The organism is Streptomyces sp. NPDC057424 (genome assembly GCF_042803315.1).
Taxonomy (GTDB): Bacteria; Actinomycetota; Actinomycetes; order Streptomycetales; family Streptomycetaceae; genus Streptomyces.
Map to the genome: position 1 here is coordinate 18,018 of NZ_JBHVCP010000046.1, position 12,167 is coordinate 30,184.

13 protein-coding genes are annotated in these 12,167 nt (G+C 70.6%); 5 read left to right on the forward strand and 8 right to left on the reverse strand.

All coding sequences use genetic code 11. The features are described from left to right. Window positions 1-58: 58 nt before the first annotated feature. The 4 genes from ACFU3E_RS29000 to ACFU3E_RS29015 form a co-directional block, all read right to left on the reverse strand. A complete protein-coding gene (locus ACFU3E_RS29000) occupies window positions 59-889 on the reverse strand; it encodes a PP2C family protein-serine/threonine phosphatase (RefSeq protein WP_384164492.1) in 831 nt (276 codons plus the stop codon). 123 nt (window positions 890-1,012) lie between these two features. Next, entirely contained in the window at window positions 1,013-1,816 is an 804-nt protein-coding gene (locus tag ACFU3E_RS29005) for a DUF817 domain-containing protein (RefSeq protein ID WP_384164495.1), read from the reverse strand. Between the two features lie 27 nt (window positions 1,817-1,843). Beyond that, entirely contained in the window at window positions 1,844-2,029 is a 186-nt protein-coding gene (locus ACFU3E_RS29010) for a hypothetical protein (protein WP_384164498.1), read from the reverse strand. Between the two features lie 439 nt (window positions 2,030-2,468). Next, on the reverse strand, window positions 2,469-3,467 hold the full coding sequence (locus tag ACFU3E_RS29015) for an anion permease (protein ID WP_384164501.1): 999 nt from the start codon (window positions 3,465-3,467) through the stop codon (window positions 2,469-2,471). Between the two features lie 135 nt (window positions 3,468-3,602). On the opposite strand from ACFU3E_RS29015, the gene ACFU3E_RS29020 reads away from it, so the two are divergent. The 3 genes from ACFU3E_RS29020 to ACFU3E_RS29030 all read left to right on the forward strand — a co-directional run bounded on the left by ACFU3E_RS29020 (window position 3,603) and on the right by ACFU3E_RS29030 (window position 6,450). Beyond that, window positions 3,603-4,193, forward strand: a complete 591-nt coding sequence (locus ACFU3E_RS29020; RefSeq protein ID WP_384164504.1) for a DUF998 domain-containing protein — start codon at window positions 3,603-3,605, stop codon at window positions 4,191-4,193. Window positions 4,194-4,304: 111 nt separating this feature from the next. Beyond that, window positions 4,305-5,510 carry a glycoside hydrolase family 64 protein gene (locus tag ACFU3E_RS29025; protein ID WP_384164507.1) on the forward strand — a complete coding sequence of 402 codons (1,206 nt, stop codon included), beginning with the start codon at window positions 4,305-4,307 and terminating at the stop codon, window positions 5,508-5,510. Window positions 5,511-5,778: 268 nt separating this feature from the next. Then, window positions 5,779-6,450 (forward strand): hypothetical protein, encoded by a 672-nt coding sequence (locus ACFU3E_RS29030; RefSeq protein WP_384164509.1) that lies wholly within the window; start codon window positions 5,779-5,781, stop codon window positions 6,448-6,450. Between the two features lie 206 nt (window positions 6,451-6,656). Here the strand turns inward: ACFU3E_RS29030 and ACFU3E_RS29035 are convergent, their stop codons facing one another. The 3 genes from ACFU3E_RS29035 to ACFU3E_RS29045 all read right to left on the reverse strand — a co-directional run bounded on the left by ACFU3E_RS29035 (window position 6,657) and on the right by ACFU3E_RS29045 (window position 9,733). After that, a complete protein-coding gene (locus ACFU3E_RS29035; protein WP_384164512.1) occupies window positions 6,657-7,079 on the reverse strand; it encodes a DUF6003 family protein in 423 nt (140 codons plus the stop codon). 393 nt (window positions 7,080-7,472) lie between these two features. After that, the gene (locus ACFU3E_RS29040; protein WP_384164592.1) at window positions 7,473-8,219 is read right to left on the reverse strand and encodes a restriction endonuclease; all 747 of its coding nucleotides are present in this window, start codon (window positions 8,217-8,219) and stop codon (window positions 7,473-7,475) included. A gap of 533 nt (window positions 8,220-8,752) precedes the next feature. Beyond that, window positions 8,753-9,733, reverse strand: a complete 981-nt coding sequence (locus ACFU3E_RS29045; protein ID WP_384164515.1) for a helix-turn-helix transcriptional regulator — start codon at window positions 9,731-9,733, stop codon at window positions 8,753-8,755. Window positions 9,734-9,869: 136 nt separating this feature from the next. On the opposite strand from ACFU3E_RS29045, the gene ACFU3E_RS29050 reads away from it, so the two are divergent. Both ACFU3E_RS29050 and ACFU3E_RS29055 read left to right on the forward strand, forming a co-directional pair. Continuing rightward, window positions 9,870-10,265: a RidA family protein gene (locus ACFU3E_RS29050; RefSeq protein ID WP_384164595.1), complete on the forward strand. Its 396-nt coding sequence runs from the start codon at window positions 9,870-9,872 to the stop codon at window positions 10,263-10,265. A gap of 72 nt (window positions 10,266-10,337) precedes the next feature. Further along, complete coding sequence (locus tag ACFU3E_RS29055; RefSeq protein ID WP_384164518.1) at window positions 10,338-10,823, forward strand: DUF488 family protein; 486 nt, start codon at window positions 10,338-10,340, stop codon at window positions 10,821-10,823. A gap of 716 nt (window positions 10,824-11,539) precedes the next feature. Here ACFU3E_RS29055 and ACFU3E_RS29060 read toward each other — a convergent pair. Then, window positions 11,540-12,115: a dihydrofolate reductase family protein gene (locus ACFU3E_RS29060; RefSeq protein WP_384164521.1), complete on the reverse strand. Its 576-nt coding sequence runs from the start codon at window positions 12,113-12,115 to the stop codon at window positions 11,540-11,542. Window positions 12,116-12,167: the final 52 nt, after the last annotated feature.

The window sequence follows — 12,167 nt, forward strand, 5'->3', positions numbered from 1 at the left end:
CAGCCATGAGACACCGAGGCCGCCACCTCGGCGAGACGAAGGCGGGCGTGGTGCGGCCCTATGGCTGAGCGTCCGGCCCGTCGAGGCCGACCACCAGGACGGCGGCGTCGTCGTCGTGCCCCACCCGCTCGGCACCCTTGATCACGGCGGCCGCGAGCGCGTCCACATCCATGCCCGCCACCGCAGCGATGCCCGCGAGCCGCGTCACCTGGTCGAGGCCCTCCTCCAGCGGCATCGACGGCCCCTCCACGACACCGTCCGTGAGCAGCACGAACACGCCGCCCGTCGCGAGCTCGTACCGCGTCACCGGATACGGCGTCCCCGCCTGCACCCCGAGGGGCGGCCCGCCCTCGTCCTCGGTGACGCCGGACTTCCCGTCGGCGGTGGCCCAGACACAGGGCAGGTGCCCGGCCCGCGCGCTCTCCAGCACGCCGGCACACGGGTCGAGCCGCATGAACGTGCAGGTGGCGAACCGGTCGGAGCCCAGGGACAGCAGCAGGTCGTTGGTCCGGGCCAGCACCTCGCCGGGCTCACTGGTGACCGAGGCCAGGGCTCGCAGTCCGGCCCGCACCTGCCCCATGAAGGCCGCGGCCTCGATGTTGTGACCCTGTACGTCGCCGATGGCCAGACCGATCCGGCCGTCGCCGAGTGTGAAGGCGTCGTACCAGTCGCCGCCCACGTTGAGGCCCTGGCATGCGGGCGTGTACCGCACGGCCAGATGCAGCCGACGGGCGACGGGCAGGTCCCGCGGCAGCATGCCGCGCTGCAGGGCGATCGCCAGCTCGACCCGGGACCGCTGCATCTCGGCCTGCGCACGCGCCTGAGCAGTCAGGGCCCCGAGCCTGGTCAGCAGCTCGTCGCCCTCGTCCGTCGTGCCGGTGCGGGACATTGATCACTCCGGCGAGGATGGCCACGGTAGGTGACACCCGAGAAGGTAAATCACCCGATTCACGTCCATAGGATGATACTCAGGTGAAGGTCTCCGCGACGACTGCACGCCGTCCGGGGGCCCTCACCGCACCGCCCGCGTCGTCGCGGGGTCCGTGTGCCGCCCCACCGCCGCCAGCACGAACGTCACGCTGATGAGCAACGCCCAGGCCCCGAACTTCTCCACCCCCACCGGCTCCCAGCCGTGCTCCTGATACGGGTAGCGCCACGCGCCGACCAGGGTCGCCAGATTCTCCGCCACCCACAGGAAGAACCCGATCAGAACGAACGACAGCGCCAGTGGCATCCGCCGGCGCACCCCCCGCACCGTGAACCGCACCGACGCCCCGAGCGTGACGGCCACGAGCAGGCCGGCCAGCACCCAGCGCGCATCGGGCAGCCAGTGGTGGCTGAAGAAGTTGACGTATATGGCCGCGGCGACCACGGCCGTCGCACGCGGCCGGTAGCGCACCAGCCCCAGATCGAACAGATGCCAGGCCCGGCAGACGTAGCTGCCCACAGCCGCGTACAGAAACCCGCCGTACAGCGGGACACCTGCGAACTTCAGCACGGCCGGCTCCGGGTAGCTCCAGGAGCCGAGTGCCACCTTCACCAGTTCGAAGGCCAGACCGATGACATGGCAGACCGCTACGACCGCGATGTCTCGCCCGCTCTCCCAGCCGCGAGCCCAGAACAGCAGCGTGAGCAGCACACCGTAGACCACCAGCACGTCGTAACGCGCCAGGGGCAGTTCGGGCAGCAGTGCGGACACGGCCACGCCGGACAGCAGGGCGAAGGCGAACGCGCAGGCCCGCGTCTGCGTCCAGGCGAACGCGAACAGCTCGCGAACCGGTGCGGCCAGGGCGCCGGCGATACTTGCAGGGATCATGGTGCCCTGTAGGACGGCCCGATGCGCCTACCGGTTGCAGTGAACGTTCCTGGCCGGGGCCGGGCCGCCCGCGTACTCCCGCGCCTGTGGCGCGGTCTGCCGCAGCAGCCGGGACAGCCGCTGATCCGCCCCCGGCGCGGCGCACAGCACCCGCAGTGCCCGCTCCAGGCGCCGACACCCCGGCCCGCGCCACCACAGCAGATCGGCGCACACGCCCGCCGGTCCACCCGTGGGCGCGGGGACGAGTCCCTCCGCCCTCCGCCGGCACGCAGGGCCGTGCCGTGCCGGCCGCCGCGGCGCGGGACGCGTCCGGCATGCCGCGTCCACGACCGTGCCGACCTGCAGCGGCGGGTCGTCGCGGCCGCGGGGCGGGCGTCGGCGAGGTCGGCGGCCACAAGGCGTGCCGGGCGTCGTCACCGACACGGTCGTCGATCACCCGGGCCAGGGCCGCCGGTGCCGGATGAGTCCCGGCCGGGCTGTCGGTGGACGGGCCGGAGGACAGCAGGTCGGCGGCCTCCGTCAGACAGGCACCGTCCTCCGGATGCAGAGGGGCGAAACGCCCGGGCACCGGAAGACTGTCCGGTCCCCGGAAGGGGACTCCGCCGACCCCCGGCGGCCAGGAAGCCCGATCATGAACTGTCCCCGGCCGTGCTCACAGACCGGTGACGGAGTGCAGGAAGAGATAGAGCGCCGCGGCCGGGACTCCCGCGCCGGGAAACGTGAGGATCCAGGCGGCACCGATGGAACGGGCCACCTGCCAGCGTACGTCCGAGAAGCGCCGGGTGGCACCGGCACCCAGGATGGCCGCGGTGATCGTCTGTGTGGTGGAGATCGGCGCCTTCACCACGAACGCGGTCGTGTAGAGGACGGCCGCGGCAGCGGTCTCGGCGGCGAAACCGCGCGGCGGATCGAGGTGCACGATGCGCCGCCCCAGGGTCGTGATGATGCGACGTCCGCCGGTGTACGTACCGGCGGCCATGGCGGCCGCCACGGCGGCGATCACCCACACCGGCACGGAGAAGTCGTCCTGCCAGCCGGCCGTGACCAGCGCCAGCACGATGACCCCCATGGTCTTCTGCGCGTCCTGCAACCCGTGCCCCAGCCCCATGGCGGCGGCGGAGACGGTCTGCGCCATACGGAAGCGCCGCGTGGTGCGCCGGGGCGTCGAACGGCGGAACAGCCAGAGGATGGCCGTGTGCAGCAGGTACCCGAGCACCACGCCGACCAGCGGCGAGAGGAGCATCGGCAGGATGACCTTGTCCAGGATGCCCGACCAGTGCACTGTGGCGGACGCGGCGAGCGCGGCACCGACCAGCCCCCCGATCAGGGCGTGCGAGGACGAGGTGGGCAGGCCCCGCCACCAGGTGAAGACGTTCCACCCGATGGCGCCGATGAGAGCGCACAGGACCAGCAACAGCCCCGAGATCTGCTCGGGCGCCCCGATGATGCCGCTGCCGACGGTCTGGGCGACCCCGGTGCCCAGGAAGGCGCCGAAGAAGTTCATCACCGCGGCCATGGCCAGGGCCACGCGTGGGGTCAGGGCTCTGGTGGAGATCGAGGTGGCGATCGCGTTCGCTGCGTCGTGGAAGCCGTTGGTGAAGTCGAACGTCAGGCCCACGATGATGATCAGCACCACGAGAGTGAGCTCCATGACCGATCACCTTTCGACACCCCGGACGGTTCCATCGTGCGCTCCCCGGACGCAGCGGGCTGCGCGACTACGCCACGTGGGGCGAGCCGCCCGACGGAACCCGGAGACACGGATGCCCCGCTTTACGGTGTCCTGATGCGATCTGTTCCTCCGTGGGCGCTGGTGTCATCCGGGTGCGCGCCGGTCTTCCTGATCATGGGCTGGCTGGTGGCTGCCTCGCTGCAGGGAGCCCCCTACGACCCCGCCGCCCAGACGATCAGCGTCCTGGCGGCCCCGGGGAACTCGGGGTCCCCGGTGATGACTGCGGCGTTCATCGCGCTGGGGTTCTGTCACCTGCTGACGGCCTGGGGCCTGCGCCCGGCCGCGACCGCCGGACGGATGGCCCTGGCGGCCGGGGGTGTGTCGGCGCTGGCGGTGGCCGTGTTCCCGGCGCCGAGCAGCGGGGGCTCGCTGAGCCATGGTTCTGTGGTCGCCGTGGGCTTCACCGTGCTGGCGGCATGGCCCGTCCTGGCCGCCCGGGCCGGTGTCGCCGTGCCCTGGGCCCTGCGCCCCTTCCCGTCCCTGGGGGCGACCGCCCTCATGGCGGTCGGCGCGGCCTGGTTCCTCGCCGGGCTGCATCTGCACGGCGTGGCCGGTGTGGCCGAGCGCGCGGTGACGACCCTCCAGTCGGTCTGGCCCTTCGTGGTCGTCCTCTCCTGCCGGCGCGGATCCCTGCGTCGCGAGTAGCGCGAGCTGGCCGAGCGCTCGCGCGTATTGACAGGTACGGACCAAGATGCAAGCTTTGAGAGCGCTCTCAATCATTTCCCGAATCGGCAGACTGTCGAACGGAGGCGGAGCGTGTTGCGAACTCTCAGGTGCCTGGCCACGGCCGCGGGGCTGTCCCTCGCCGCGGTCCTCGCCGGCTCACTGCCGGCCACCGGATCGGGTGCGCAGGCCCACGCCGCCGTCCCGGCGACGATCCCTCTGAAGATCACCAACAACTCGGCCCGTGGCGAGCAGCTGTACGTCTACAACCTCGGCACGGAGCTCTCCACCGGACGGCAGGGCTGGGCCGACGCGGGCGGTGCGTTCCACCCCTGGCCGGCGGGTGGCAACCCGCCGGTTCCCGCCCCCGACGCCTCGATCCCGGGCCCGGCGGCAGGGCAGTCGGCCACGATCCGCATGCCGAAGCTCTCCGGACGCGTCTACTTCTCCTACGGCCGGAAACTGGTCTTCAGGCTCACCACCGGAGGTCTGGTACAGCCTGCCGTGCAGAACCCGACCGACCCCAACCGGAACATCCTGTTCAACTGGTCGGAGTACACGCTCAACGACTCGGGCCTGTGGATCAACAGCACTCAGGTCGACATGTTCTCCGCTCCCTACGCGGTGGGGGTGCAGCGAGCCGACGGCAGTACCGCGAGCACCGGCCGGCTCGAGCCCGGCGGATACGACGGCTTCTTCAACGCCCTCAGGGGGCAGCCCGGAGGCTGGGCCAACCTGATCCAGACCCGCCCCGACGGCACCGTGCTGCGCGCCCTGTCGCCGCTGTACGGCCTGGAGACCGGCGCTCTGCCGGCCACCGTCATGGACGACTACATCAACCGCGTCTGGCAGAAGTACTCCACCTCGACCCTGACGGTCACCCCGTTCGCCGATCAGCCCGGCACCATGTACTACGGCCGGGTCTCCGGCGGCGTCATGAACTTCACCAACAGTGCCGGCGCCGTCGTCACCAGCTTCCAGAAGCCGGACGCCTCCTCCGTCTTCGGCTGCCACAGGAGGCTCGACGCCCCCAACGACCAGGTGCGCGGCCCGATCTCGCGCACCCTGTGTGCCGGCTTCAACCGCTCCACTCTGCTGGTCAACTCCCACCAGCCCGATGCCGGCGCCGCCGACTTCTACCGGGACAACGTCACCAATCGCTACGCGCGCGAGATCCATGCCCGGATGGCGGACGGAAAGGCGTACGCCTTCGCCTTCGACGATGTGGGCCACCATGAATCACTCGTCCACGACGGCAACCCGCGCCAGGCTTACCTCACGCTCGATCCCCTCGGCTGAGGCGACTCCGCACGCCGTCGGCGCCGCGAACTCATCGCGGCGCCGACGGCTTTGCCGCAGGTGCGGTCAGTGTCGCGTCCGAATCGGTGGGCAGACAACAAAGTTGGTCATTCATCAGTTTCGAAATCAATTACAACTTTGCCATCTCTTGGTGTAGCTCGGCTGTCGATTACGTGAGCCTCATGGGCATCACGCGGTGACTGCAAGAACCCGCGGAACAAGGGGAATTGCGGTCACATCCCCCACCTCATGGTGAAAGGCAGCAACGATGACGACGAACCACACCCTGCGGTACGGCAGCCGCACGCTCGCGTTGACGGCGACCGCACTCGGGGTGGTCGCGACGGCTGTGCCGGCCGCGGCCGGGGAACAGCCCACCGCCGAACAGATCATGGCCGACTGCGCTTCCGGAGAAGGAAAGTGCAGCTTCAATTCCCCCCAGCTCGGCAAGGCCTACCTCGGTGAGCCCCGTCAGGTTTCCGAACTGCTCTTCAACTGCACGGACTCACCCGCCTCCCAGTCGATGTCGTGGGCCGACACCGTGGGCTCCTCCCATTCGGTGGGAGGCTCGGTCACCGTGGGCGGCGGCATCGAGGGAATCATCACGGCCAGTGTGACCGCGACCTACAACTACACCTGGCAGAGCTCGCACACGGAGACGAGTTCCTTCACCGTCACCGTGAAGCCGGGGGAGGTGGGCTGGATCTCCCGCGCCCAGGTGATGCGGCAGATATCCGGCACGTGGCAGACCCACTACGACGACCCCAAGTGGGGCCACTACTACTGGTTCGTGCCCGACACGGTCACCGGCCCGGCCCCCAACGGCACGGACGGCAAGCACAGCGCGGTCGTGGTCAAGTCCCGCAAGATGACCGCCGACGAGAAGAAGCTGTGCGCCGGCGGCTCCACCCAGGACAAGGTCTTCACCCGCAACCGCTGATCCGGTCCCGCGCCCTGGGCGTAGGGCTCCCTCGGAAGTTGGTCATGCGCCGGACCACGGGTGGCGAGAGGGACGTCTCGAGGGCATGAGTGGCGTTACGGGGCGCCATGCGGCCACCGCACAGTCGATCGGCTCCGCCGGATGGTTCTGCCCGGCGAGGCCGATCGCTGGAACCGGACGACGGGCGAGGGCGTCCGCCGGTTTCGTCACCTGCTTGCGGCGGTCACCGTCGCGGGGTCCACCCCGGTCAGTTCGACGATGCGGTGCGGTGCCACACCGGCGGCCAGGGCGCGTCCGATCAGGCCGTCCCGCCCGTCCGCGCAGTCGCGGTAGGCGAGCAGTTCCTCCTCGACCCGGGCCAGCGGCTCCGGGGCCATCCGGTGGCGGAGGCGGTTCAGCTCCTCCTCGCTCAGCGGGACGGGCAGCCGTTCAGCTCCCTCGGGCACGGCCGCCGTCTCCTCCGGCGGCAGCAACCGCAGGTGCGGTGAGGTCGGCGTGCTTCCCTGAGCGTCCAGCCAGGCGCGAACCGCGGGAGTCTCCATGCACGCGAGTTCACCGACGGCGGCCGGGGCCACACCGAGCTGCGCGGACGCGTCGTCAAGCAGGAACAGGTAGGCGTCGTCGGTCATCCTCGGCTCCTTCTCCACGGGGTGCTGATCGACATCCCATTACCCCGCCGCGCCCGGATTACCGCCGGGTCGCCACGGAGGGTGAGGGCCACCCGGGCGAGGCGCGCTCACAACGCTCGAGCCATGCGAGCCATGCGCGCCATGCCGCGACCACGCGAGGGAGCGTCTCCTCGGGGGTGTTGATCGAGTCGCGCGGGCGGCACCCGTGCCCGACCGGCCCTCGGCCGAAGTCTCCTTCGCCGTGCGACCAGCGCCAGCCCGCGGTCCAACGGCCGCAAGGTGTCAGCACCGGTATCACCGCGAGCCTGCCGTGTCCGCCCCGCGCCCGATCAAGCGAGTTGCCGCCGAAGCCCGCCGGTCTCCGTGAGCGTGCAGGCCGGTTGCCCGCAGCCCTCAGAACTCGGCGCCGGCTGTCTCCCACCCGGCTGCCCCGCCCCCCAGGACGGCTTCCCAGGGCTGGGAGCCGGTGCCGGCCGTCCACGCCTCCAGGGTCTCCCGGTCCACGCACACGATCCCGCACTGCTCGGCGTACTCCATCGCCGGCGCTGTGAAGTCACTCGTGCTGACCAGCACGGCGACATCGGCCTCGTGCACGGTGAAGCACGTGCCGCCGAAGCGCTGCAGATCCTGGGAGCCGACCCGATGGGACGCGCCGTAGTGCTTGCACTGGATGACGATCCGGCGCCCGTCGGGCGTCGCGGCCACGACATCGGCGCCCAGGTCCCCGGCGCCTCCCACGACTTCGACGGCAGAGCATCCGTCGCGCTCGCAGAGTGCGGCGATCGCCTCCTCGAACTCCTCCGGCGTCAGGGCGTCGTAGTCGACGGCGACCTCGACGGACGTTCGCTGACGGGGAACCGCCGGAGCGTCCAGCTGCTCGGCAGCTTCCCTGGCCGCCTCGTCGAGCGCTGCGGCGGCCCGGCGTGCCACTCCCGCCACGCGCATCCGGCGCCGCAGACCCAGGCAGAGCGCGACACCTGTCACGACCAGCACGAACACCCAGGCGGGACGCCGCTCGACCGCGCCCGCCGCCACGCGAGCGGCGAGGCCCAGGACACTCACGCCCACCGCGAGGAACACGAAGAACAGGGCCGTCGACCGGAGATCGAACCCATACCGGCGGCGCTTCACGTACGGCATTCGACGCGTAGGCACTGTCACGACATCCCCCCTCATGGGACCAACAACAAGATCACTCCCTCCGTCTGCCCGAGATCATCACCTTCACCGCTCCAGCCGCCGGCCCCCTCGGCACCGGGCAGCGCGAGGCGTGGCTCGTGCGCTACGGCGCCACGCTGCCGTCCGACAGCGAAGCCGCCCGCCGCGCCGCGTACTGCTCCCGCGCCGTTGACGAGTTCGCGCGACCGTCACCGCCGGCCCCAGCCACGCACGGGCTCGTGACCCTCCAATGGCCGGGGCCCTCGACGCCGCCTCCGCCGAGGCCGCGTTCCGATCGACGACGCACGCCAACGCTGGAACAGGCGCTGAACAGCACAGATGCCGGCAGCCTGGAACAGCCTGCCGGGGCACGGAAGGCGACCAGCGCCGAGCAGGCGAGGACGTCAAAGGCGCCGACTTGAGGCAGGAGGCCGCGGTCGAGGCGGGGTGGGGCTGCCTCCCGCTACGGACCATGCGTCCAGCGCCGGGAGTGGAGTGGGCGTACTCGGACGTGCTCAGCGCCCCGCGGGCGGGGCTGCGTATCGGGCGGCAATCGCGGCGGCGCGGTTGCGCAGGGACGTGCGCAACGACCCCGTAGCCAAGGCTTCCGCGTCCGTGCCGAGCTGCCACAGCGCCCACTCGGCGTGCCGCACATCCTGGAACGTCACCTCAAGCCGCAGCCAGCCGTCACCGTCGAGTTCCGCGGTGCGGACGGCCACCGCGCTGCTCAGCAGTTCCTCCCGTCGTTCCTGGCTCACCCGTACCAGCACGGTCACATGGTCGCTGGACAGAAACCGCGCGCAGCGTTCCCGCCAGACCTGGCCCAGATCAACCTGGTCCGGCCGCTGCGCCGGTTCGTGCAGTGCCTCGGCGGCCGACACCCGCGACAGCCGGTAGGTGCGGTCCGCGCCGGACCTCGTGGCCAGCAAGTAGCCCCGGTCGCGAACGGTGACCAGGCCGACGGGGTCCACTGTGCGCCACTGCGGCGTCTGGTCCGGGGCCGCGTAGTGGATCCGCAGTCTGTGTCCGGCGAGCACCGCACGCCGGATCTCGAACATCGTGGTGTCGGGGACCTCATCGCTGACCACACGGCGGGGGAGAAGGTCGGTCTCCGGCTCGACGAGAAAGCGCCGGGCCGCGTCGCTCGCGGTGGCCTGATGGCTTTCGGGTAGCGCGTCAACCACCTTGCGCATGGCCGAAGCGAGCGCCGAACCGAGGCCGAACACCCGCTCGCCGCGCCCCGCTCCCGCGGTCAGCAGGGCGAATGCCTCGTCGTGGTTCAGTCCGGTCAGCTCGGTCCTGAAACCGGGCAGCAGCGCGAACCCGCCGTGCCGGCCGCGTTCGGCGTAGACCGGGACGCCGGCCGCGGACAGCGCCTCGATGTCGCGCAGCACGGTTCGGGTGGACACCTCCAGCTCGCGGGCCAGCGTGTCGGCAGTCAGCCGACCGCGCTGACGCAGCAGCAGCACCAGCGAGACCAGCCGATCGGCGCGCATGCGAGGACCCTATCGAATACATGACCGAGGGTGTCGTGTTTCGTTGGAAGGCTCGTCAGCACCGACGTCGACGACGGCGGCTGCCTCGCCGATGGACGGAGGCACTCCCCATGACTCGCATGGAGCTGATGTGGCAGTGGAGCGAACGGCGATCAATCCGGTGACGTGGTCGGTGGAGATGGGCTTCAACCAGGGGGAGATCGTCTCCGGGCACACCCGGACCCTGTACTGCTCAGGACAGACCGCGATGAGCGGCGACGGCAAGCCCCAGCACGAGGGCGACATGGCCGCACAGTTGGCCCTGAGCCTCGACAACCTGGAGGCCGTGCTCGGCGAGGCCGGTATGTCCCTCGCGCACCTCGTCCGGCTCAACGTCTACACCACGGATGTCGATCTGCTGTTCCCGCACTACGGCGTGCTGGCGGCACGGCTGGGCGCCGCCGGAGTGGCACCGACCACCACGATGCTCGGGGTGACACGGTGGGCCGTCCCCGGCCAGATGGTCGAACTCGAGGGGACCGCCGTCGCGTGACGCGACCTCGCCGACTCTGCTGCTCGTGCCGGTCGAACCGGCCCGAGCAGCGAGCAGATGGGGGGAATGCCGATGCCCGGAATGGTGACGATCGGCGTCTACGGCTTCGTCGCCGAGTCCTTCCTGCAACGACTGCGGCACGCAGACGTCCACCTCCTGCTCGACGTACGTCAGCGCCGCGGCGTCCGCGGACCCGAGTACGCCTGGGCGAACTCACGCCGACTGCAGGCGGCCCTCGCCGAGGCCGGGATCGCCTACGAACACCACCCCGAGCTCGCCCCGACCACCGAGCTGCGCCGGCTCCAGTACGCCGAGGACGACCGCCGAGGGGTGGGCAAGCGCTCGCGCCGCGAACTCGCTGCTGAGTACACCCACCGCTACACCACCGAGATCCTCGACCGGGCCGACCTCACACCGATCGTGACGGCGCTGCCGAGCAGCGGAAGAGCAGCGCTCTTCTGCGTCGAGCGCGACCCGGAGGCATGCCACCGCTCGTTGATCGCCCGGCGACTGGCCGAGCAGCACCGTGTCACGATCGAGCACCTGCGCCCGCGGTGAAGGATCTCCTCGTCCGGCCAGGTGACCTGGGCCTGCTCGGCGAGCTCGGTGAGACGCGTGCCCTCGGAGGTGCAGTGGCCGGGCAGCGAGCTGCGACGGTCCGAGTGGTTCACCGAGGTGCGACAGGTCACGATCGAACGGCGCTTGACGATGAGCGCTCGCGACTGTGCCGGGCTGACCGTGCCCTCGGCACCCGGGCCCCGCCACTCCCCGGCCTCCCGGCCGGACACAATGCTGATTGCTGATTGCTGATAGACGGCGCGGATCGGGGTACCTGCGTCGGCATGGCTTCGGAAACTGATCACGCTGAATCCGTACGAGCCCTGCGGCAGCTGCGCCGGATGCGCACGTTCTACACCGGGGGTGCCGTCTTGTGGGCTGCTGCGGCGGCATCGGCGGGATGGGAAGAGCCCGGAAGCCGGCAGATGTGGGTGTCGGTGCTGTTCCTGGCGGTCTTCGCCGCTCTGCTGGGCATGACGTCCCTGTGGCTGAGGCGTCAGCAGACCGATCACTCGGCAGAGCCTGCGCACCATGCCGCTCCGCGCAGGACGGCTTGGCGTCGCCACGCCAGCGCCTGACTGCGGAACCTCGGCCTTCGGGCCGGCTCGCCGCAGGGCGACGGACTGTTCCACGGGTGACGGGCCAGTCGGATACCGGGTGTACGCCGACCCCGTCGGGTCGCCCTTTCCGTCTCGACGCGCGGGGATCCGTACGGGTCAGTGGAGGGTGGGGCGATAGACGAGCTCTTGGATGTGGCCGTCGAGCGTCCGGTTCTCGATCAGCTCCAGATCGAAGTCGGCCGCACCCTGGAAAATCGCGTCCAGCCCGGTCCGGCCCGTGATGACGGGGAAGAGCGTCACCTGCAAGCGGTCGACCAGTCCGGCGGCCATCAGTGCCCGGTTCAACGACAGGCTGCCGTGCGAACGCAACGGCACCTCCGACTCCTCCTTGAGCCGGGCGACGACGTCGACGGCGTCACCGCTCACGACCGACGCGTTCGGCCAGTCGAGGGGTCCTTCCAGCGTCGTCGACACCACCGTTGCCGGCAGGTTCCGCATCCGCGTCACCCATGGGTCGCGCACGTCGGATTCCTCGGTGCTGGAGGCCAGCATCTGCACGAAGGCCCGATAGGTGTGGGCCCCGAAGACCATTCGCTGCTCCTCGCTGTACACAGCGAGGCGGTGGTCGAGCAACTCGGGCCCTTGCCTGCCCGAGTAGCCGGTCCAGTCGGCGCCGGCGGCGCCGTGGCCGTCGAGGCTGGAGAAGACGTCGAAGGTGTAGGGAGCGGTCATGTCGTGCTCCTCGCGTGCGGTTGACCGGTGGGAATACAGACGAGCGGTGTTG